Origin of the sequence: Pseudolysinimonas yzui, from assembly GCF_014653215.1 — a bacterium.
In the GTDB taxonomy this organism is placed as follows: domain Bacteria; phylum Actinomycetota; class Actinomycetes; order Actinomycetales; family Microbacteriaceae; genus Pseudolysinimonas_A; species Pseudolysinimonas_A yzui.
The window spans coordinates 43280-65787 of record NZ_BNAI01000002.1 but is presented as its reverse complement, the minus strand read 5'-3'; the positions used below and the strand labels follow the sequence as shown (position 1 = coordinate 65787).

The 22508-nt window shown below is 65.9% G+C and carries 13 protein-coding genes and 1 pseudogene; 3 read left to right on the top strand and 11 right to left on the bottom strand.

The genetic code is table 11. The features are described from left to right. Positions 1-842 precede the first annotated feature (842 nt). Positions 843-1016: pseudogene (locus IE173_RS06070) on the bottom strand (transposase); the annotation flags it as partial. A 323-nt stretch (positions 1017-1339) separates the two neighbouring features. On the opposite strand from IE173_RS06070, the gene IE173_RS06065 reads away from it, so the two are divergent. From IE173_RS06065 to pflA, 3 genes are all read left to right on the top strand, one after another. After that, positions 1340-2848 (top strand): molybdopterin-dependent oxidoreductase, encoded by a 1509-nt coding sequence (locus IE173_RS06065; RefSeq protein ID WP_191282581.1) that lies wholly within the window; start codon positions 1340-1342, stop codon positions 2846-2848. Between the two features lie 489 nt (positions 2849-3337). Further along, the gene (gene pflB, locus IE173_RS06060; RefSeq protein ID WP_373298454.1) at positions 3338-5614 is read left to right on the top strand and encodes a formate C-acetyltransferase; all 2277 of its coding nucleotides are present in this window, start codon (positions 3338-3340) and stop codon (positions 5612-5614) included. A 10-nt stretch (positions 5615-5624) separates the two neighbouring features. Continuing rightward, complete coding sequence (gene pflA / locus IE173_RS06055) at positions 5625-6410, top strand: pyruvate formate-lyase-activating protein (protein ID WP_229841941.1); 786 nt, start codon at positions 5625-5627, stop codon at positions 6408-6410. On the opposite strand, the gene IE173_RS06050 is transcribed toward pflA, so the two are convergent. The 10 genes from IE173_RS06050 to IE173_RS06005 all read right to left on the bottom strand — a co-directional run bounded on the left by IE173_RS06050 (position 6382) and on the right by IE173_RS06005 (position 22489). Further along, entirely contained in the window at positions 6382-8076 is a 1695-nt protein-coding gene (locus tag IE173_RS06050; RefSeq protein WP_191282579.1) for an ABC1 kinase family protein, read from the bottom strand. The genes pflA and IE173_RS06050 overlap by 29 nt on opposite strands. Next, the gene (locus IE173_RS06045) at positions 8073-8921 is read right to left on the bottom strand and encodes a DMT family transporter (RefSeq protein ID WP_191282578.1); all 849 of its coding nucleotides are present in this window, start codon (positions 8919-8921) and stop codon (positions 8073-8075) included. The genes IE173_RS06050 and IE173_RS06045 overlap by 4 nt, the downstream gene beginning before the upstream one ends. A gap of 95 nt (positions 8922-9016) precedes the next feature. Continuing rightward, positions 9017-10066, bottom strand: coding sequence for a type II glyceraldehyde-3-phosphate dehydrogenase (locus tag IE173_RS06040; RefSeq protein ID WP_191282577.1), 1050 nt, complete (start codon positions 10064-10066; stop codon positions 9017-9019). 13 nt (positions 10067-10079) lie between these two features. Further along, positions 10080-13265 carry a beta-phosphoglucomutase family hydrolase gene (locus IE173_RS06035; RefSeq protein WP_191282576.1) on the bottom strand — a complete coding sequence of 1062 codons (3186 nt, stop codon included), beginning with the start codon at positions 13263-13265 and terminating at the stop codon, positions 10080-10082. Next, entirely contained in the window at positions 13262-15715 is a 2454-nt protein-coding gene (locus tag IE173_RS06030; RefSeq protein WP_191282575.1) for a phosphoketolase family protein, read from the bottom strand. Before IE173_RS06030 ends, IE173_RS06035 begins: the two co-directional genes overlap by 4 nt. After that, on the bottom strand, positions 15681-16283 hold the full coding sequence (locus IE173_RS06025) for a hypothetical protein (RefSeq protein WP_191282574.1): 603 nt from the start codon (positions 16281-16283) through the stop codon (positions 15681-15683). Before IE173_RS06025 ends, IE173_RS06030 begins: the two co-directional genes overlap by 35 nt. Continuing rightward, complete coding sequence (locus IE173_RS06020) at positions 16267-18768, bottom strand: heavy metal translocating P-type ATPase (protein ID WP_191282573.1); 2502 nt, start codon at positions 18766-18768, stop codon at positions 16267-16269. Before IE173_RS06020 ends, IE173_RS06025 begins: the two co-directional genes overlap by 17 nt. A 28-nt stretch (positions 18769-18796) precedes the next feature. Beyond that, positions 18797-20293: a multicopper oxidase family protein gene (locus IE173_RS06015; protein ID WP_191282572.1), complete on the bottom strand. Its 1497-nt coding sequence runs from the start codon at positions 20291-20293 to the stop codon at positions 18797-18799. An 88-nt stretch (positions 20294-20381) separates the two neighbouring features. Next, positions 20382-21620 carry a M23 family metallopeptidase gene (locus IE173_RS06010; RefSeq protein ID WP_191282571.1) on the bottom strand — a complete coding sequence of 413 codons (1239 nt, stop codon included), beginning with the start codon at positions 21618-21620 and terminating at the stop codon, positions 20382-20384. After that, the gene (locus IE173_RS06005) at positions 21617-22489 is read right to left on the bottom strand and encodes a F510_1955 family glycosylhydrolase (protein WP_191282570.1); all 873 of its coding nucleotides are present in this window, start codon (positions 22487-22489) and stop codon (positions 21617-21619) included. The genes IE173_RS06010 and IE173_RS06005 overlap by 4 nt, the downstream gene beginning before the upstream one ends. Between the last annotated feature and the right edge of the window lie 19 nt (positions 22490-22508).

Here is a 22508-nt window from a genome sequence, read left to right as displayed (position 1 = left end):
TTTCCGCCGGAGTAGTCGGGGACCAGTGGCGGGCTGAGGGGGACCAACTGGGGGACCTAACCTAGGTAATCCGGCAATCGGAGCTGGCCCCAGCGCCTTCATGAAAGCCGAGAGCCCAGTGTCGCGGGAAGTCGGTCGACGCGATGCTAGGCGGGTCGCATCGAGTGGGGCGAACCAGGAATGCAGATCTGATGGCGCGGCGACCGGTCGGTTGGATTCTGATTCGACCGGTCCACAGGTCGAAGACCTTGGATGAGACCGCGCGACTTCACTTGCCGCTTCGCAGATAAGCGACCGTCAGCGAAGGTCTATGGCAGGACAACCCACATGTGGTCAAGACGAATGGTGAGGCCAGACGCCCGATTGTGGGATGAACTTAGCCACTCGCTGTTCGCATTGGTCGATTCTTGAATCAACTCGTGACCCGCGCCCATCAACTTGTGCGTGTTCACATATCCGTTCACGCGATGCTGGAGGCCACCGGTGGTCGGGTCTTGCACGTAGCCGACCATCATGCCCCAGCTCTCGTTGGCGCCGTAGGTTGAGCTGATGAATCTCGCCATTCCGTCCTGAACATAGGCTCGAGAGAGGCTCGCCGTGTCGGTGAGGCGCTTGGCTTCGAGGAGCACAGCGCCGCTGCGCACGGAGATGCGGAGGTCTGGTCGTGAGGCGCCAGCCACGGACTCTGTTCCGTTCAACATCCCGGGCGTGAGAAGGATGTTCTCGATTTTCACCTCGAGAGGATGGAAACGACTGTCGCTGCGGCGTGCTTCGATCAGCCGGCGGAAGAGCTGGCCGCTGCAGTTGACTTCGGTCTTGTCGAAGGTATGCCAGCTGTTGGCGGCCCATCTCTCCAGCGCATCGCCTACGAGGCTGCGCACCATCTCCGGGATCGCGTCGCGGTTGGGGAAGATGCCGACACTGTCAGTGCGGCGGCGGATCTCGCGGTTGAGTCGTTCGTTGGGGTTGTTGGACCAGATCTGCGACCAAAGCCCTTCGGGGAACTCGGTGGATGCGAAGTGGAGTCCCGCCGTTGACGCCCGCAGGACCAACGGCCCTACCCCGCACCGCTCTCCCCAAATTTAATGGCACGTGCAACGACGAGCACGCAACGACGCTGCACGGTAGAGGAAGCCTCAGAAGGGACCTGGTGTCGCCGATGAAGTGTGTGGCAACGTCAATGCGGATCGTCGACGAGACCATTGGCATTCGGCAGGACCTCCTCAGTGCCGACTAGTACCCGGGACAGGGCAGGGATGGCTGAGTCGCGGGGCGTCGCCCCATGATGCCGGGGGAACTGTGGCTAAGCGGGTTGGTTGCGGCCTCGCTCCAAGTGGTCGTGGGCGAGTTCGCAGCCGCGGCGAACGGTACTCGAACGTCGCCTTTGCGGGCCATCGGTCGCTGGCTCATCGACGCAGTTCCGACACCACTCATCGAGTTGTTGCTGGCGCTGTTGCGCCGGGCGAGCAAGCCCGTCGTTGCGGTCACGTTGCTTGTGATTTGGTTGGGCTCGGCGGCGCTCGCTGCGCTCGGCGGTCGCGGTCCCCTCATCGTGACACTCGCGCTTTTCGGAAGTATCGGACTTGTCGCGCTCTGGCGTCGTGACGAACTGAATCGAGTCGCCGCATGTTTCATCGGGCTGGCCGCTCTTGGTGCCGGTGTAGGAGGCGCGTGGTTGTCACCAACAGTGGCTCTGGCGACCACTTTGGCACTGGCGCTGGGCGTAGTGGTCTTGCGTAGCGCAGCGAGCGCACGGTTGCGGGGCATGCAGCGCGTCTTGCCCGTACCGCAGTCGCCCTTGCCGGCGGCAGGCGCGGTGATCTCGGTTCCTGGCATCTCGCCGTTGTTCACCTCCTCTGATCGATTCTTTGTGACCGACGTGGCTTTCCCGGCCCCTGTGGTCGCCCCGGATCGTTGGCGGCTGCGCGTTGTCGGCCTGGTCGACCGCCCGCTGGTTTTGACCCACAACCAGTTGCACGCCTTGCCATCAGTGGAGATCGACGCGGTTCTGATGTGTGTGCACAACCCGGTCGGCGGCCCATCGGTCGGCAACGCTCGATGGCAAGGTGTTCGGTTGATAGACGTGTTAGCGATAGCCGGAGTATCACGCGACGCCGATCACCTCCGTCTGACATCGGTGGACGGATTTAGCGCAGGCCTCAATCTGAAACTGATCGAGGAGGGTTACGAACCGGTTCTCGCCTACGCCATGAATGGGGTACCGCTCACCCGAGCGCACGGTGCGCCGCTGCGGTTGTTGGTACCGGGAATTCATGGCTACGACGCAAATATCAAGTGGCTGCAATCGATCGAGGCGACGGGCTCCGCCTACGCGATTGATTACGCGGAGCGCAAGGGTTGGCCGCGCGAACCTTCTCGAATGGGGCCGCAGTGCCGCATTGATGTCCCAGCTACCTCGGCGAACCTGTCGATCGCCGAGCACGTGGCGGCCGGCGTGGCTTGGGCTCCACCCCACGGGGTTGTCCGGGTTGAGCTGCGAATCGATGGTGGCAATTGGGAGGAATGCACATTGGGTACTGCCCTCGGTCCGCATGCTTGGCGTCAGTGGTTCATCCGCTGGCAAGCCACATCGGGTCGGCATTACCTCGAGGCACGAGCGTGGGGCCGCGATGGTGTGCAGAGCGAAACCATCGCCGCACCATACCCGGGCGGCGCTAGCGGATACCATAGCGTCGAGATCGACGTCAACGAGCGACGACCGGTACAGGAACGCCAGTCTGCATGGTGGCTTACCGATCATGTTCGCGGTCGCGTGCGAACGGCGAAGCTCGGACTGAGCGCCTGGCTCCATCGCGAATTACCACATGTGGGCCACCGTCCAAAGTGATAGATCGAGCGGCTCAGCACGACTTCCGGGTGACCCCGCACCGAGATCATCCAGCAGCCCCCTGCGAACTGCGCCGCAAAGGCGTCCAAACGCATTTCCCGAGTGGCGCCCAAGCCGTGGCCGAGAACGACCACGGGAGGCCACCGAGCATTACACCACTATGCAGGACTCCACTCGATGCGGGTGCCGTCCCCTGAGGTGGTGCAGTTCTCGGTTCTGATCGTCGGATTCTCGACGGAGTGAGTCATCGTGCGATGGTCGCAAGAAGGGCCGGATCGCTGCGGCGGTGGCGGTCGAGATCGACACCTTGCGGTGAGCCACGCGATTCGACGGATCGTGTTACTCATCGGCCACGACCGGGCAGCTCAGGGGGTGGAGACTCGTGCCCCTGACGGTGTGACGCGTTCGCGTCGGCAACGACGACGATAGGACTTTGGGCCCGCCTGCTGCACAACCGCCCACGTAGCGTAGATCGGGAAGGAGACGCTCATGAAGAATTCCATCTTGATGCCGAACCTCTCCGCCGCGGACGACCCGATCGTCCAGGCGTGGGACAGGTTCAGGCCGGGGCCGTGGCGGGACGCCATCGACGTGCGTGACTTCATCCAGCGCAATTACCTCCCGTACGAGGGCGACGAGTCGTTCCTTCGCGGTCCGACGAGTCGCACGAGCGGGCTCTGGAAGCGGATCAGCGACATGTTCCCCGAGGAGAGGGCTCGGGGCGTCCACTCGATCGACAGCCTGACGCCCTCGACCATCACCTCGCACCGTCCCGGCTACATCGATGAGGAGAACGAGCTCATCGTCGGCCTTCAGACGGATGCTCCGCTGAAGCGTGCAATCATGCCGTTCGGGGGCTGGCGGCCGATCGCGAAGGCCCTCACGACGTACGGCTACGAGGTCCCCCAACAGCTTGAGACAATCTTCACGCGCTATCGGAAGACCCATAACGACGGGGTGTTCGACGCCTATCCGCCGGCGGTTCGCCGTGCCCGCCACAGCCATCTCATCACCGGGCTGCCTGACGCCTACGGGCGTGGACGCATCATCGGCGACTACCGGCGGGTCGCCCTGTATGGAGTCGACGCCCTCATCGCGGACAAGCAGAATGATCGAGCACTGCTGGGCGAGGCGTACTCGAACGATGAGGTCATCCGAGATCGGGAGGAGAACGCGGAACAGCTCCGGGCGCTCGCCGAGCTGAAGCAGATGGCGGCCTCCTACGGCTACGACATCTCGCGCCCTGCTGCCACAGCTCGCGAGGCAGTGCAGTGGTTGTACTTCGCTTACCTCGGCGCGGTCAAGGAGCAGAACGGTGCGGCGATGTCGATCGGACGGAACGCGGCGTTCCTCGACGTCTACCTCGAGCGGGATCTGGCGGGAGGCGAGCTGACCGAAGAGGGCGCACAGGAACTCATCGATGACCTCGTCATCAAGTTGCGCATCGTGCGATTCCTTCGCACCCCGGACTACGACGCCCTGTTCTCCGGGGATCCGACGTGGGTCACCGAGTCGCTCGGCGGAACGGGAGCAGACGGCCGCACCCTCGTGACCAAGACAGCATTCCGGTTCCTCCAGACGCTGTACAACATCGGTCCGGCACCGGAGCCCAACCTCACCGTGCTCTGGGACCCGGCGCTGCCCGAGGGGTTCAAGCGCTTCTGCGCGCGCGTTTCCATCGACACCTCCGCCTTGCAGTACGAATCCGACCTGCTGATTCGCGGCGCATGGGGCGACGACGCGGCCATCGCATGCTGCGTCTCACCCATGCGGCTGGGAAAGCAGATGCAGTTCTTCGGCGCGCGGGTGAACGTCGCGAAGGCGCTCCTGTACGCGATCAACGGCGGTCGCGATGAGGTGAGCGGCGACCAGGTCGCCCCGGCCACGACGCCCATGACGGACGACGTGCTCAATTTCGACATCGTGTGGGCGGCCTACCTGCACCTCCTGGACTGGCTCGCCGGACAGTACGTGGAGGCACTGAACTGCATCCACTACATGCACGACAAGTACGCGTATGAACGACTCGAGATGGCACTCCACGATCGCGAAATCCTGCGTACCATGGCATGCGGGATCGCGGGGCTCAGCGTCGCGGCCGACTCGCTCTCAGCCATCAAGCACGCCACGGTGACGCCGGTGCGGGATGAGCGTGGAATCGCCGTCGACTACCGCATCGACGGCGACTTCCCCAGCTACGGCAATGACGATGACCGGGCGGACGACATCGCGGTCTCGATCGTCGAACGGTTCATGGAGATGGTCCGGAAATACCCGACCTACCGGGGCGCCGTGCACACCCAGTCCGTGCTCACGATCACCTCGAACGTCGTCTACGGCGCGCACACCGGGAACACTCCGGACGGGCGCAGGGCCGGTACTCCGTTCGCGCCGGGCGCGAACCCGATGAACGGGCGTGACACCCATGGGATGCTCGCCTCGGCGCTCAGTGTCGCGAAGCTGCCCTACGCACAGGCCCAGGACGGGATCTCGCTCACCACGACGATCGTCCCCGCCGGGCTCGGACACGATCGCGAGGAGCAGATCGACAACCTGTCGGGCCTGATCGACGCGTTCATCGGTGCCGAGGGCTTCCACCTGAACATCAACGTCCTGACCCGCGAGACGCTCGTGGACGCGATGGCACACCCCGAGAACTACCCGCAGCTGACGATCCGGGTTTCCGGCTACGCCGTCAATTTCGTGCGCCTCACGCCCGAGCAGCAACGGGATGTCATCAGCCGCACCTTCCACGAATCTCTGTGACGTGACGGCGATGACTGGGAACCCCGCGTTCTCCGACCGGTCGCAGGTCCTTGCGGCGCGGCGCGCGGGCGAGACAGGAATGGTCCACTCCTGGGAACTCGTCACCGCCGTCGACGGTCCGGGTACCCGGATGACGATCTTCCTGTCCGGGTGCCCGCTGCGCTGCCAGTACTGCCAGAACCCGGATACCTGGCAGATGCGCGATGGCACGGCCACGAGCGTCGAAGAAGTGCTCGCCCGGATCCGTCGCTACAGTCCCGTCTTCGCCGCGACCGGCGGAGGGGTGACGATCTCGGGCGGCGAGCCGCTCATGCAGCCGAGATTCGTCGAGGAGATCTTCCGGGGCTGCCGGGCGGCGGGCATCCACACCGCGCTCGACACGTCTGGATTCCTCGGAAGCCGAGCGTCGGACGCCCTGCTCGAGCACACCAGCCTCGTGCTGCTCGACGTCAAGTCCGGCCTGCCGGGAACCTACCGGGAGGTGACGACGCGCGAGCTCGCCCCGACCATCGTCTTCGGCGACCGGCTGAGCGCTCGCGGCACGCCGATGTGGGTCAGGTTCGTGCTCGTGCCGGGGCTCACCGACTCGGTGGAGAACGTCGAGGCCGTCGCCGACATCGTGGAACGCTGGCCCACGGTCGAACGGGTCGAGATCCTGCCGTTCCATCAGCTCGGCGAGTCAAAATGGGTGGGGCGGAAACTCCCGTACACGTTGCATGGCGTGCGGCCACCGGATGGCGCCCTCCAAGAGCGAGTGCGTGAGCAGTTCAGGCGCCGCGGCCTCGTCGTCTATTGAGGAGCCGCATCCACCGACCATGAACGGGCCGCCGAGCTGACACGAGGATATAGCCGGTGAGGGCTCCGATGATGCCGAGGCCGACACCGATCATCGGTCCCTCCCGGGGTTGCCACTTCCGGTTCGTGGCGACCAGACCTCCGATGACGTTCACGAGGGCGGCCGCGACGAGGCCGGCGACCAGGCGGTTGCCGATCCGTTCGACCCGGCTCACGAGAGGTTCCAGTTCCGCGGCACGAAGGTGCACTTCCAGGCCGGTCGTGTCCATGACCTCGATCATCCGGCGAAGGCCATGGGGGAGTTTGACGAGAAGCTCCCCCAGATCAGCGGACGCCTGCGCGAAGCGCTTCGCCATCGCGTGGACCGAGAACTGCTCTTCGATGAGGTGCTGCGAGTACGGCTCGAGCAACCGCCCCAGCTCGAAGGTCGGATCGAGTTCTTTCGCCATCCCCTCGGCCATCGTCAACACCTTGAACAGCAACGCCATCTCCCGCGGAAGCTGAAGATGGTGCTCCCGAAGCAGCGTCAGCAGCTGCGTGAACAGTTGTCCGAAGTCGATCTCACCCAGCGCGCGGTCACGATAACCGGCGACGAAGGAGACCAGAGACAATCGCAGGCCGTCCCGGTCGACGATCTCCTTGGTCATGGAGAGCGCAAGGAGCGCGCTCGCCAGCGCGTCGGGGTCGCCGTGGGTAAACGCGATGAAGAAGTCGGCCAGCTGTCCCTGGCGCTCGTCGTCGACGCTCCCGACCATGCCGAAGTCAATCAGGGCGATCGTGCCGTCGGCCTGGATGAACAGGTTCCCGGGGTGCGGGTCGGCGTGGAAGAAGCGATCGTCGAAGATCATCTTGAGCATGAGGCTCGCCCCGTTCCGGGCCAACCGGCGCCGGTCGACCGCTGCTGCGTCGAGGGCGACGAGATCGTTGACCTTGATTCCCGTCATCCGCTCGAGGGTGATGACGCTCTTCGTCGTCATCTCCCAGAAGATACGCGGGATGACGACGCCGTCGTCCGCCGCGAAGTTCGCTCCGATCCGCTCCGCATTCCGGCCTTCCTGCAGATAGTCGAGTTCTGCGCGGAGGCTGACGGCGAACTCCGCGGCGATCCCCGGCAGGTCGTAGTCGCGCGCGAAGTCCCAACTCCGGGCGGCTCGGGCAGCGAGGCTCTGCAAGATCTCAAGGTCTTCCTCCACCTGCGCGACGACTCCGGGCCGGCGCACCTTCACGACGACCGATGTCCCGTCCCGAAGCGTCGCGGCATGGGCCTGCCCGATGGAGGCGGAGGCGAGTGGCTCGGGATCGAACCACTCGAAGAGCATCTCCGGTTCGGCGCCCAGCTCCGAGCGGATGGTGTCGCGGATCTCGTCGATTCCGACAGGTGGGGCCGCGTCCTGAAGCTTGGCGAGCTCGGCGACAAAGGCGGGTGGCAGGAGGTCGCCGCGGGTGGAGAGTATCTGACCGAGCTTGACGAACGCCGGTCCGAGCTCCTCCAGGACCAGTCGAACGTGCTCAGGGGTGGCGTACGGCCGGTCTCGTCGCCGATGACCGAGGAGTCCGTGATGGAACGGCACCAGCGAACCGGCGCCAATGATGCCGACGATGAAGCCGAGGCTGTGCCTGCGGAGGATGGCGCGGATCTGCCGAGAGCGTGCAGCGGTGGGGTTCATGGCCGACTCTCCCGCTCGGCGACATGCTGCCGCCGCTTCGATGCAACGATCAGGAAGACCATCGACGCGATCACCGTGACGGTCCCGACCCAGCTCAACACGCCCTGACGCTCCTGCAGGAGCACGACCGACAATGTCACACCGAAGATCGGCACCAGAAGTGTCCAGGTGGTGAGGATGCCCAGTGAGGCATGGCGGACCTCGACGAGCCAGGCGACGTTGGTCGCGGCCGTTCCCACGAGCGCCATGTACAGCAGCACGACGATGAACCGCCCACTCCAGTCGATCGCCGGCGGCCCGTCGATGATGGCGGCGACCAGCGCGAGCACGGCTCCGCCGATGATGAGCTGCCAGGCGGCCACGACGAACGGATCGGCGTTGACGACTCGGGCGATCAGGGTCCCGACTGTGATAGCGACCGCCGATGTCAGCGACAGCCACGCCCCGGTGCCGAACCCGGACGGAATGGCGATCAGCAGGAGGCCGGCGAAGCCGAGGAGCATCGCCGCGAGCGTCGACCATGCGGGGGTCTCGCGAAAGAACAACCAAGCAGGCAGGAGGATCAGCAGGGGTTGGGCGTTGGCCAGCACCGACGCGGCTCCGGTCGAGAGTCCGATGACACCGCCGAACATGGCCGCGTACGCCAGCGCGACGTTGACGAGCCCCAGGGCAACGATCAGCATCCACGGTCTGGGGCCGCGCGGGTATGGCGCGCGTCGCACCGTGGCGACCAGCAGCACCGCGGCGCCCGCGACCAGTGCTCGAAGTGCGGCAAGCCACAGCAACGGAGCGTCCTGCAGTCCGATGCTGATGGCGACGAAGCAGGAGCCCCAGGCGAAGGTCACCCACAGTATGCGCCACGTCTTCGGGTTGCGCAGGGCGGGCGATGAGTTCCCTGTCGACGCGGGCATGTCCGGAGAAGCCGGGGCCCGCGTGGTCCTCATCGCGGGCTCTCGGCGGGCCTGAGGAAGTCGCTTCGCATGCCGAGGGTGTCGTCGGTGATCTTCATCGAGGTCGCGGCATCCGGCGCCGTGCCGGTCAGCGCCCGGATCGCGTCGATCGTCTCCGGCACGACGATGGCCTCGTTGTAGACCTGATACGTCAGGAACGCCTCATCGCCCTGCACGGTGACGAGGTCCTCCCACACGGCCACCTCCCACATGTCGCCGCGCGGACGGCCGAGGTCCCGCATCAGCTCGATCGTGGAGTTGAGCGCGACCAGTCCATCGGACATCCGGATGAACGCGATCCGTGGTGCGGCACGAAGGGCGTCCAGCACCTCGTCCCGGGACGCCTCTCGTGTCAGCTGAAGCGTCCAGTAGTGGTTGTGGGTCTGGGTGTGGGCGCCCTTGGCGGCGATGGTGACCAGGTCGAGGCCCGGCAGCACGGTCTGCGCGTCCGGGCCCTGATGCGAGGGGATCGTGGGTTCCGGGACCATCGTGTTCATGATGCCGCCGAGGTGTGATTCCCAGGGATCGGTGGCGCGGCGGATGAGCACGCCGCGCGCGCGACGGAGCAATCCCGCCCCGTCGAGTGCCCCCAGCACCCGGACGATGCTTGTCGTATTGCACGACACCACCCGGGTGGTGTCGCGGCCGAGTGCGCTCTCGTAGTTCGCCTGCGCGACGAACGAGTGGCCGGTGGTCGCGTGGGATTCGCCGCCCTGGAATACCGCCTTGACCCCTGCCGTGCGATAGCGCTCCAGATTGCCGGCCGCCACGTGCTTGGGCGTGGTGTCGATGATGATGTCCGATCGCTCCAACAACTCATCGAGGGTGCCCAGCGGTCGCAGCCCAGCGGCCGCCATCGCCGCCTGGGCATCCGGTGTGGAGGCGAAGAGCGGCAGACGGTTGGCCGCAGACTGGATACGCCAGTCGGTCGCGATGTCGGCGACACCGACGAGTTCCATGTCGGGCTGCAAGAACACGGCGTCGGCGACGCGCTTGCCGATGACCCCGTAACCGTTTACGCCTACTCGGATCTTCCTCATTGACGTGCCTTTCTCATCGATCGCCGCTTCGCTGTGATGGTGACAGCGGGAACTCGTAGGACTGGCCCCCGCCGAGCGTCACCTGTGACGTTCCGGCGGAGAATCGGATGGGCTCGGCCGGACTGGGAAGCAGGTGCAGTCGCAGGGTTTGGTGATCGAGGTCCACGTCGATCCGGTGCCCCCGATAGGCGAAGGGGAAGCGGACTCTCGCCAGCCGTGGCGGCAGCCGCGGTGTGAAGTCGATCTGATGCGAGGCCAGGTTCAGGCCGGCGAACGACCGGGCGATCAGGTCGACGGAGCCGGCCATCGCCCCGAGGTGGATGCCTTCCCGGGTCGTTCCGCCCTGGGTGTCATCGAGGTCGGCGATCAGGGTTTCCCGGAAGAGCGCCCACGACCGTGATTCGTCGAGTCCGGCGAGCACCGAGGCATTCACGACTCGGCTCAGTGTGGAGCCGTTCGAGGTGCGGTCGAGGTAATAGTCGACGGTCCGCACGAGATCGTCGTGCGAGAACGGGTAGCCGAGCCTCGCCAGCTGTCGTCGTACTCCCTCCCGGCCGAGCAGGTAGACGAGCATGACGACATCGGGCTGCTTGGCGAGCTTGTAGCGATTGGTGGCGTCGTTCTCGGATTCGAGGATGAGGTCGAGGCGACCGATGTTGCCGTATCGCTGCCGGTAGTCGGCCCAGTCGAGTTCGAGGAGGCTCTCGTACCCGTCGAATTGGCTGAGGATCCCGTCGGAATGGATGGGGACGGCGAGCCGTCGGCTCAGCTGCGCCCACCGGGCCATCTCGTCGGGGTCGATGCGCAGACGGTCGATGACGTCGTCGCGAGCGTGGCCGGCCAGCTCATCGAGAGTCTCACCGGCGCGCTCGCAGACCCAGGCGGCCATGACGTTCGTGTAGGTGTTGTCGCGGACTCCGTCCCCCGGCGCGTCCGGGTAGCCGTCGTGGTACTCGTCGGGCCCCATGACGCCCGTGATATGAAAGCGATCTGTCGCGGCATCGTGCACGGCGGAGGCGGCGAAGTACCGGGCGACCTCGATGATCAGTTCCGCGCCACGGTCGGCGAGCCAGTCGCGGTCGGCGGTCACCTGGAAGTACTGCCAGGCGTTGTACGCGACCGCAAGTCCGACGTGCCGCTGGCGACTCGAGTTGTCGGGCATCCAGCGGGCTGAGCGCGGGTTGTACAGCGTGTCGGGTGTCTCCTCCCGGCCGTCGCTGCCGCTCTGCCAGGGGAACAGCGCCCCCCGTAACCCTGCCGCCCGCGCTGCGCCGCGGGCGGCGTCCAACCGGTGCCATCGGTAGTCCAGCAGGGCTCGAGCCACGTTCGGCAGCCGGAGACCGAGCACGGGGAGTACGAACAGCTCATCCCAGAAGACGTGCCCTCGGTAGCCCTCGCCGTGTAGACCGCGGGCGGGCACCCCGGCATCCAGCTCGGCGGTGTGCGGCGAGAGGGCCTGAAGCACGTGGAAGACGTGAAGGTTCAGCACGAGCCGGCTTCGCGAGTCGGCATCGATCGTGATGGCGAAGCGCTGCCAGAGACGCTCCCAGGCCGCCCGGTGACGATCGAGCGCGCCCTCGGTGTCTCCGGCATGGTCGCGAAGTCGCGTGACCGCCGCCAGCTCCGGCGACGCGATCGCGGCGTCGCGGGAAGAGAAGATCGCGGCCGTCTTGGTGAGCGTCACCGGCTCGCCGTCCGCGAGTGCGAACGCTGCCGAGCGGCTGTATCGACGCCCGCTCCTCGCGCTCGGTTCCTTCCAGACGCCGTCCGCACCGGCGAAACTCAGGTGGACCGCAGTGGCGATCCGGATCCGGCTCTGCCTGGTCTCCACCGCGCAGAGCAGGATGTCGCCGATGGTCGTGAACGTCGGCGAGCTCAGATGGGTCGTATCGGAACCACGGTAGGCGGCGACGTTGGTGTTGCGAACCCCCGCGTCGATGCCCGCTCGGAGGGTGACCCGGCCACCCCATCCGCGCGCGACGAGAGTGGTCTCCAGCACCGCCAGGTGCGGGTCGTCCATCGAGACGAAGGACCGTTGGACGACGTTTAGGTGGTTGCCGTGCGGGCCCACGAGTGTCGCGGATCGGGTCGAGGTTCCCGACCGCAGATTCACCTCACGTCGTTCGTCGAGTGTCTCGACTCGCCCGCTCGACCACCACGGACCCGCACCGATCCGAATGTCCAGCGGAAGCCAGTTGGGCAGGTTGACCAGGTGCTCCTCCTCGAGGCTCCGGTCGTGAATGGTGCTGACGAGGCGGTTATAGACCCCAGCCAGATACGTCCCGGGATAGTGCGTCCCGTCGTCGGCGAACTCTGGGCGGGCGCCCCGCGTGGCCAGGTATCCGTTGCCCAGGGCGGTCAGCGCTTCGCGGTGTCCCTCGTGGGCCGGGTCGAACCCGTGATACACGAGCACCCACGGATCGGTGGCGGATGCTCCCAGGTCGAGTTCGCTCACGTCGTTGAGGACGACGTCGGCTCCGGCCGCCTCGAGCTCCTCGCGATGCCCCAGGCGGGCGATCCCGACGACGAGACCGAATCCACCCCGACGAGCCGCCTCGATCCCAGACACGGCGTCCTCGACGACGGCCGCGCGCTCCGGGCGGACACCAAGTCGTCGGGCCGCCTCCCGGAACATCGCCGGGTCGGGTTTGCCGGGAAGTCGGTGCTCCAGCGCGGCCTGGCCGTCCACAACGGTGTCGAACAGGCCCGCGAGTCCGGCGGCCGCGAGCATCTGCTGGGCGTTTCGGCTTGCGGTGACCAGGCCGACGGGCACACCGGCGTCGCGGAGCCGGGCGAGCAGCGCCGTGGTCCCGGGGTAGGTGCGCAGGCCGCGCGCATCCAGTTCCGCCAAGAACAGGTCGTTCTTGCGGGCGGCGAGGCCGGCGACCGTCCACATGTCAGGGCCGTCCTCGGGCTTCCCCGGCTCCAGCGTGATCCCGCGGGCACCCAGATAGGCGGTTACGCCGTCTTCGCGGCTTCGGCCGTCGACGTACCGGCGGTAGTCGACGATCGGATCAAATCTGTGCGCGGGATCTTTCACACGAAGCCGCGGGTCCTGAAGGACCTGATCGAATAGCTGTTTCCAGGCGGCGGCGTGGATCGCCGCGGTATCAGTGACCACCCCGTCCATGTCGAACAGCACCGCGTCGTAGACCGTGTCGACACGATGAGCTCCGGGAATGCCGGGCGACGAGGTCATGTGGGCGGGTCGGCCGGGAGCGGACGTTCGCGGTCACCCTCGTCCCACGTCCAGCCGCGGATCTCGGGCAGATCCTGCCCGTTCTCTCGGATGTAGGCACTGTGCCTGACGAGCGCCTCGGTGAGGTCCTGCCTCACGTGACCGGACACGTCCCGCAGCCGGGGAACCCGGTCGATGACGTCGATGGCCAGGTGGAAGCGGTCCAGCTCGTTGAGCACGCACATATCGAATGGGGTGGTCGTCGTGCCCTCCTCGCGGTAGCCGTGCACGTGCAGGTTGCCGTGTCCCGCGCGCCGGTAGGTCAGCCGGTGGATCAACGAAGGGTAGCCGTGGTAGGCGAAGACGACGGGCTTGTCGGTGGTGAAGAGCGCATCGAATTCGTCGTCGGACATACCGTGGGGATGGGCACGCCGATCCTGCAACCGCATCAGGTCGACGACGTTGACGACGCGGATGCGGAGATCGGGGAGCGCTGCACGCAGGATCGAGACGGCCGCGAGCGTCTCCAGAGTCGGAACGTCGCCGGCACAGGCCATGACGACGTCCGGTTCCTCGCCGGCGTCGGTGCTGGCCCATTCCCAGACGCCGAGGCCGCTCGTGCAGTGCTCGATCGCCTGCTCCATCGTCAAGAACTGCAGCTCCGGTTGTTTGCCGGCCACGATCACGTTGACGTACTGGCGGCTGCGCAAGCAGTGATCGGCGACTGACAGCAGGGTGTTCGCGTCCGGCGGCAGGTATACCCGGACCACGTCGGACTTCTTGTTCACGACATGGTCGATGAACCCGGGGTCCTGGTGCGAGAACCCGTTGTGGTCCTGCCGCCAGACGTGCGAGGTAAGGAGGTAGTTCAGGGAGGCGATCGGGCGACGCCAGGGAATGTCGTTGGCGGTGGTCAACCATTTCGCGTGCTGGTTGAACATCGAGTCGACGATGTGGATGAACGCTTCGTAGCAGGAGAAGAAGCCGTGTCGTCCGGTGAGCAGGTAGCCCTCCAGCCACCCTTGGATGGTGTGCTCGGAGAGGATCTCCATCACTCGACCCTCCGGTGCCAGATGATCGTCCCCGTCGATGGTGGTTGCGTTCCAGGCGCGGTTGGTGACGTCGAGAACTGCGTCGAGCCGGTTGGAGTTGTTCTCGTCGGGCGAGAACACCCGGAAGCTGTCCATGTTGCCGCTCATCACGTCGCGCAACAGAACGCCGAGCGCCCGCGTGGACTCCGCAGTGGAGACGCCGGGACTCGCGACCGGAACCTCATAGCGCCGGAAGTCCGGCATCACAAGGTCCTTGATGAGAAGTCCGCCGTTGGCGTGCGGGTTGGCACTCATCCGCCGCGAACCTGATGGGTGCAGCTCGGCCACCGATGGGACAGGCGCACCGGCATCGTCGAAGAGTTCCTCGGGTCGATAGCTGCGCAGCCACTGTTCGAGGATGGCGCGGTGCTCGTCGTTCTCCCTCGCCTGCGAGAATGGAACCTGGTGGGCGCGCCAGGTGCCCTCCACCTGCTTGCCGTCCACCACCTTCGGCCCGGTCCATCCCTTCGGGGAGCGCAGTACGATCATCGGCCACCGGGGTCGTTCGGTGTCTCCGTTACGCGCGCGGCGTTTGATCTCGTCGATCTCATCGAAACAGGTGTCCAATGCGCGAGCGAAGTCCTGGTGCATCTGCTCGGGGTCGTCGCCCTCGACATAGAACGGGGTGTGGCCGAAGCCGCGGAGCAGGTGGTCGAGCTCCTCCGGGCTGATCCGCGCCAGCACGGTGGGGTTGGCGATCTTGTACCCGTTCAGGTGCAGGATCGGCAGCACGGTGCCATCCCGGGCGGGGTTGACGAACTTGTTGGATTGCCAGCTCGCCGCCAGCGGACCGGTTTCCGCCTCCCCGTCGCCGACCACTGCCGCGACGATCAGGTCCGGGTTGTCGAACGCCGCCCCGTAGGCGTGGGAGAGCGCGTAGCCCAGCTCGCCGCCCTCGTGGATCGACCCGGGCGTCTCCGGCGCGACATGGCTGGGGATGCCTCCCGGGAAAGAGAACTGCCGGAACAGTCGCCGCATCCCCTCCGCATCCTGGGTGATGTCCGGGTAAGTCTCGGTGTAGGTGCCCTCCAGCCAAGCTGCCGCGACGGGCCCGGGGCCACCATGACCCGGGCCCATGACGTAGATCGTGTCCAGGTCGCGCTCCATGATCGCCCGGTTCAGATGGGCGTAAATGAAGTTCAATCCCGGCGTCGTGCCCCAATGTCCAAGCAGCCTGGGTTTGATGTGCTCGGGGAGCAGTGGTTCACGCAGCAGCGGATTGTCCAGCAGATAGATCTGTCCCACCGAGAGGTAGTTCGCCGCTCGCCACCAGGCATCGATGCGATCGAGGTAGTCCTGATCCACGGCCGCTGGGGCGGAAGTCGCATAGTTCACGGGTTCTCCTTCAAACTTCGACGTGCTTGGGGTTCGCCATCGCATCGTGCGTTCGGGCCCGGCGTCGGAGCTGCCTCAGCTGGAGCAGGCTCACAATGAAGATGACCGTTTGAATCGCGGGCAGGAGACTGTCAAGGTCGACGCCCTCATCAAACGGGTCGCCTGGGAGGAGCCAGGGATGGGTCGCTCCGTTCAGGACGTGCAGGCTGATTGCCAGCACCGTCGCCGCGAGTGCCGCCAGCCCGCTGACTCCCAGGAACAGAAGGTGAGCGAGACGCGGCAGGCGATGGAATCGCCACATGAGGAGTGCTGCAGTCCCGAGCAGGGCAATGCCCAGCAGTAGCTCGGTGACCGATGCGAAAACAGCCCAGAAGGTCGGAGCTGGCGCGACCACGTTGTCCAGAATCACGAGGAACCAGCGGGGGGCCGCGCTGGCTGCTTCGGGAAGTCGTAACCCGAATGTGGGTATGAAGTCGCTGGACAATTTGGTGATGCCTGACACCAGCCACTCGTAGCCGATCACCGCTTGTATTGCCAGCAGCCCCATGGCCAGGATGCGGCCCTCGACCTCAATTGCTCCCGTACTCGCGTTCGGGCTAGCGGGTAGGGACATCGGCTTCACCCTTCGCCCGTGCCACCGGGTCACCGGACGCCCTTGTGAGGTGGGATGCGGGGGCGGGCAGGCGCAGCCGCTTGAGGAGGAGGGCGTTGACTGCGACGATGACCGACGATCCGGACATGCTGATCGCGGCGATCTCCGGGCTGAGCATCAGTCCGAAAGCCGGGAAGAACACTCCGGCGGCGATCGGCAGGGCGATCGCGTTGTAGCCGATCGCCCATGCCAGGTTCTGCCGCATCTTTCGCAGTGTCCCCTTCCCGATTCGCAGGGCGACGGCCACGTCTAAAGGGTCGGAGCGCATGAGAACGACGTCGGCGGTCTCGATTGCCACATCGGTCCCCGCACCGATCGCGATGCCGAGATCGGCACGGGCGAGGGCCGGAGCGTCGTTGACGCCGTCGCCGACCATCGCGACCTTCTTCCCGGTCTGCTGCAGCTCGGCGATCTTCGCGGACTTGTCTTCCGGAAGGACTTCGGCGATCACGGTATCGATCCCCAGCATGGAAGCGATGCGCTCGGCGGTGGGCCGATTGTCCCCGGTGAGCATGACGACCTGGATCCCCGCCTCGTGAAGAGCGTCGATCGATTCCCGTGCGGTTTCGCGAGGTGCGTCGGCGAGCGCGATGACGCCCGCGATGCTCCCGTCGACGGCGAACATGATCGCGGTACGGCCTCCTTCTGCCAGGGACTGTTGCGTAGTTTCCACCGCGGCGACGTCGATGCCCTGCTCGGCCATCAGCCGGGGGTTGCCGAGCACCACCTGCCGACCGTCGACAGTGGCGATCGCGCCCCGTCCCGCGATGTTGCGGAACGCCGACGCAGTGCGGCGGGTGATTTTCTGCCCGTCGGCGTACGTGACGATTGCTTTCGCGAGCGGATGCTCGGATTCCCGTTCGACGGCAGCGACGAGAGACAGCAGCTCGACGTCATCCGCCCCGACGGGCAGATAGTCGGTGACCTCGGGCTCGCCCTTCGTGAGAGTTCCGGTCTTGTCCAGGACGACCGTGTCGATGCGCGCGGCGGTTTCGATGCCGGTGGCGTTCTTGAACAGCACCCCGCGCTTGGCGCCGAGTCCGGTGCCGACCATGATCGCAGTCGGCGTGGCCAGCCCCAAGGCGTCCGGGCAGGTGATCACGACGACAGTGATCGCAAACAGGATTGCGGTCGGGAGGGGTGCGCCGGTCAGCCACCAGATCAGGAAGGTCAGGCTACCGCCGATCAGCGCGACCAGTACGAGCCAGAACGCGGCGCGGTCCGCGAGCCGCTGCCCCGGAGCTTTGGAGTTCTGAGCCTCCTGCACGAGCGCGACGATCTGAGCCAGCGCCGTGTCCGCGCCGATCTTCGTCGCCCGGACACGCAACGTGCCGACGGTGTTCACGGTGGCGCCGATGACCGCCGAGCCAGGGCCCTTCTCCACCGGCAGGCTCTCGCCGGTGACCATCGACTCGTCGATCGCGGAGTCACCGTCTTCGACTTCCCCGTCGGTGGGGATCTTCGCGCCAGGTCGGACCAGCATCAGGTCTCCAGGGACGACTTCACTCGTGGGCACCTCGAGTTCGTTCCCGTCACGAATCACCACCGCGCGGGGCGGGGCGAGCTCCAACAGACGGCGGATGGCTTCGTTCGCTCCGCCGCGGGCACGCATCTCCACCCAGTGCCCCAACAGGACGAAGGTCGCCAGTACCGTGGCGGCCTCGTAGAACACTTCGCCACCACCGGTGAGGGTGACGATGAGGCTGTAGAGCCAACCGGCCCCCACCCCCACCGCGACCAGCACCATCATGTCGAGGGTTCGAGCGCGGAGCGCGCGGAAGGCGCCGTCGAAGAAGATCCACGCCGCGTAGAAGATCACCGGGAGGGAGAGGATAAGCGCGACGATGTCATCGCGGACCCCGAACGGCGCCGGTACCGTGAAGCCGAGCACCTCCCGGCCGATCGGCGAGAACAGCGTGATCGGAATCGAGAGGATCAGCGCGACGAGGAACCGGTTGCGCATGTCGCGGATCATCGACTCCATCGACATGCCGCCGTGGCCCCCGCCGTGTCCCATCACGTCCTGCGCGCTCCGCGTCGGTGTCGCGTCGGCGCCGTGGCCGGCTTGGTGTCCGGCCTGCGCGGTGTGGTCCTCAGCAGGTTCTGATGAGCTCGCCGTGGCGGAGTGGACGGCAGGGTCCGGGTGGTGGGGAGCAGGCGACGGATGATGGTCGCCGTGCGACATCACGTGCGGGTCGTGGGCGGGGTCGCAGATGTGATTCGGGACGGATTGGCCGGCGCAATGGTACCCGCACTCGGTAACCCATTGACGCAGATGAGCTTGCGAAGTGAGTTCGGGATTGTAGGAGACGTTCGCCGTCTGGGAGACCGGGTTGGCCTCCACGGCGATCACGCCCGGCTGACGCAGCAGGGTCGCTTCCACGATGACCTTCGAGGACGCCCACTGCACGCCGGACACTTCAAGGACGACAGTTCGTGTGTTCATCGTTCGTGGCCTCTTCGTTCTCGTGATCTCAGGTGGTCTGGTAACCGAGGATGGTCATCATCCCGGTCTCGGCGTGGTAGATGTTGTGGCAATGCGCCGCCCAGAGGCCCGGGTTGTCGGCGTCGAACTCGACGGTCAGAGATTTGCGCGGGAGCACGATCGAGGTGTCTTTCCGCGGTCCGCCGCCCGCGTGCTGGTAGGTATGGCCATGCAGGTGGAACGGATGCCACATCTCGGTGGTGTTCTCGATTCGGAGCCGTACCCGTTCGCCCTGCCTCACCCCGAGTGCGCCATCGAGGGGGTTGGCTGGGTCGAATCGGCGACCGTTGATCGCCCAGTCATAGGCCATCATCGAACCTGAGAGCTTCGCCGTCAGCTCGCGATCGACCGTTCGGCTCGGGAATGCGACACCCGGGTCGGCCGCGAGTGCGTCGGCCGTAAGAATCGACCTCGACATCTCCGGAATGGTGGCGGAGGGGCGCGGCGTCTCGCCGGATCCGGTGCGGAGGATCGCGAACGCCGTCTCGCCCTTGCCCTCCGCGGCGGCGGCGAGGGGGAACACTCCGTCGCCGAGCGTGACCAGTACGTCGTAGCGTTCGCCCATGCCGATCAGGATCGCGTCGGTGTCCACCGGGTTCACCGGGAACCCATCGCTGTGGGTGACGGTGAGCCGGTGACCGCCGAGCGCCACCCGGAATGCGGTGTCACTGCCCGCATTGATGATCCTGATCCGCACCCGCCGACCGGGGGCGCTCGTGAAGGTCTCCGGATCGGCGGGAGGGCGGCCGTTGATCAGGTAATGCGGATAGAAGACATCACCGGCGTCCCCGCCGAGAAGATCAGAGCGGGCGCCCATGAGCATGTGGCCGCCCGAGCCGCCCATCATCCCCATCATCCCCTCGCTGAGCTCCTCGAGGACCTCGTCCGGGGTTCCGGTCACTCCGTCGAGCCAATCGTCGAGGACTACCACCCATTCGTCGTCGTAGACCAACGGCTCGTTCGGATCGTCGACGATGAGCGCTCCGTAGAGACCTCGATCCAATTGCGGGCCGACGTGCGGATGGAACCAGTAGGTTCCCGGGTGCGCAGCGATGAACTCGTAGCTGAAATCCTCACCCGCTCCGATGGGCGCCTGGGTTGCGCCGGGAACGCCGTCCATGTCGTTCCGCAGCGCCAGGCCGTGCCAGTGCACGGAGGTGTCGGCTGGGAGCTGATTGCGCACATTCGCGAGCAAGGTATCGCCTGCCGACAGCCGAATCGTCGGCGCGGGCACCGACCCGAAGCTCCACGTGTTCGCTGTAGTACCGGCGAGGTCGACTTGGGTCGGAGCTGCGACGAGGTCGACACGGGTGACTCGCCCAGTGCCTCCGCGGGCCGATTCTGCTTGTTGTACCGCAGCCCCGGTAGGGGAGACATAGCGGGGTGGCGTGGTGCACGAAGCCAGGGCGATCGCGGCGACGGCGCCGGTGCCGACCGCGAGGAATCCCCGCCTGGTCAGGCTCGCGTACTGGATTTCGGAATGCATATCTGTTCTCTTCTCGTCGGCCGGTCCTCAGCCGATTTTGGTCAGGTGGTCGTTGATGGGGGAGAGGCGAAAGTCCTACGCCGCCGAGTCAGCCGAGCGTGATGCCCTGGTTGCGCATGAACGGCACGGGATCGACGACCTTGCCCCCGACTCGGACGATGAAGTGCAGATGGCATCCCGTCGAAGCACCCGTCGTGCCGACCTTTGCGATCGGCTGGCCCGGGGAGACCTCTTGGCCGATCCGAACGCCGATCCCGCCCGCTTGAATGTGCGCGTAGCCGGAACCGGTGCCGTCGCCGTGGTCGATGGCGATGTAATAGCCCCAGCTCCCGGACAAGCCGGCGTAGGTGACGGTGCCCCCGTGCGCGGCGCGAATCGTCGCGCCGCAGCCCATCCCGGCGAGGTCGACACCGGTGTGAAGTTGGTAGACCCCGGTCGCCGGGTTGACGCGCATCCCGAACATGCTCGAGATGTAGCCGCCGACGGGACGAGCCCATCCGGATTGGCTGACTTCGCCCGCGGCGCCATCGCCCCACTGGGCTGCGAGTCCCTCGTTGTAGTCGGCAACCGTTTGCTCGCGGACGCCTTCGAGGTACTCGATCCGCGCGCGCATTTCGGCAATGTCCTTCTCGGTCTGCGCGAGCTTCGTTGCGGCAGCCTCTGCTGCAGCTTGCGCCTCCAGGAATGCCTTCTCGGCTGCGATCCTCAGCTCTTCAAGGAGCTCTGACGCAACCTGTGCCTGGTCAGCGAGCGCTTCAGCGCGGTTGCGCAACTCAATCGCCTTCTCGTAGATATCGGCGTACCGGTCGCCAACCACGCGGCTAATCTCAAGGCGGTCGAGGAGAACGTCCGCGTTTCCCGGCGCGAACCACAGGCGAGAAGTGAAATCGCTTGAGCCGCTCTTGCTCATCTCGGCGATTATTTGTGCGGCTATGGCGTATGCCGCATCGGACTCCTCCTGCGCGGCGGCGGTTTGATCGAGCAGAGACTGAGTCTCAATCTGCTGGTCGTCGAACTTCTGTTGCACGTCGGCGTAGATCGTGCCCTTGGCGTCGGCCTCGCTCTGAGTCTTCTGCGCCTCTGCCTGAAGCGCTGCGAGGGACTGCTCAAGTTGCTGCTTGAGGGTCTTTGCCGTCGCTTCGTTCTTTCGAGCCGCGACCACGTCTTCCCAGCTCGGATACTCCTGGGCGACTTGGGTGACTTGGGCGGATACCGGCGCGGGTACTACAGAGCTCACGGTCAGCAGAAGGGCGAAGGTGATGATGCCCGCGAGCACGCGCGCCCATGTCGCCTTGGAACGCGGAAGCTGGGCGTCCTGGCTACTCATTTCGCCCACAGGATCTCCCAGCTGAGTCCGGCATCGTCCGATGCCGAGATGCCGCGATCGTCCGCAACGATCAGTTGACCGCTCGCCGGGAGGATGAACATGGCCTGGGGTATACCCGTGACTTGCCCCCCGGATGCCCACTCTCCGTCGGCCTCGCTCTGAAACCACACGGTGCCTTCGATGTCGATACCGGAAAGTCCACCTTGAGTCCCGCCTTGATCGGCTATGAGGTAGAGGAGGGGCGAATCGGGTACCAGATTGAAGGTCGCACCCGCATCCCGGCTGACGATGAGGCCTTCCGGCACAGTCGCGAAGAGGGTGTCGGCGTCGCTGGCGGGAGCGAGAATGTCGCGAGCCTCAATGGCCGCGACCGGTGTCCAGGACTCCCCGTCGTCATCGCTTCGCTCAAGTGATGTGCCCGTGAGCCCGTAGATCCTGCTGCGGAGCGATTCGCTGACCGAGAGGTCGTGGAAGTCCGTCGTCCCAGCCAAGGAGACATTCGTCCACGTCATGCCGATGTCGTCGCTTCGGATGAGGCCCAGGTTCGGGCTGCCGAACGTAGTCGGTGTCGTTGGTCCCGGATGACCGGACGCATAGGCAACATCGCCGACGAGAGTGAAACCCATCGTGTCGATATCGAGGTCACCGACCGGGCCGCTGACCGCGGCCGGGGCGAGACGAATATCGAGTCGATAGATGCCGGCATGCGTGGCGACAACCAGTGCGTCCTCTCCCTGATCGAAAGCAAAGCCGTGAACATGGGTGAGCGCGGCGGCGACGGTCGGGGAAGGCGGGACGGCTGAGCATCCTGCGAGCGCCAGGAGAGTGATCGCAGCAGAGCCAGCGGCGAGGACGCGGGGAGGCATCATGACTGGCCCAGCGTCGGGC

Coding starts and splice junctions, on each gene's coding strand:
- IE173_RS06050 (WP_191282579.1), bottom strand. CDS start 8,076: ATGAACCCCACCGCTGCACGCTCTCGGCAGATCCGCGCCATCCTCCGC.
- pflB (WP_373298454.1), top strand. CDS start 3,338: ATGAAGAATTCCATCTTGATGCCGAACCTCTCCGCCGCGGACGACCCG.
- IE173_RS06010 (WP_191282571.1), bottom strand. CDS start 21,620: ATGAGTAGCCAGGACGCCCAGCTTCCGCGTTCCAAGGCGACATGGGCG.
- IE173_RS06040 (WP_191282577.1), bottom strand. CDS start 10,066: ATGAGGAAGATCCGAGTAGGCGTAAACGGTTACGGGGTCATCGGCAAG.
- IE173_RS06025 (WP_191282574.1), bottom strand. CDS start 16,283: ATGTCCCTACCCGCTAGCCCGAACGCGAGTACGGGAGCAATTGAGGTC.
- IE173_RS06015 (WP_191282572.1), bottom strand. CDS start 20,293: ATGCATTCCGAAATCCAGTACGCGAGCCTGACCAGGCGGGGATTCCTC.
- IE173_RS06035 (WP_191282576.1), bottom strand. CDS start 13,265: ATGACCTCGTCGCCCGGCATTCCCGGAGCTCATCGTGTCGACACGGTC.
- pflA (WP_229841941.1), top strand. CDS start 5,625: ATGACTGGGAACCCCGCGTTCTCCGACCGGTCGCAGGTCCTTGCGGCG.
- IE173_RS06005 (WP_191282570.1), bottom strand. CDS start 22,489: ATGATGCCTCCCCGCGTCCTCGCCGCTGGCTCTGCTGCGATCACTCTC.
- IE173_RS06020 (WP_191282573.1), bottom strand. CDS start 18,768: ATGAACACACGAACTGTCGTCCTTGAAGTGTCCGGCGTGCAGTGGGCG.
- IE173_RS06030 (WP_191282575.1), bottom strand. CDS start 15,715: ATGCGATGGCGAACCCCAAGCACGTCGAAGTTTGAAGGAGAACCCGTG.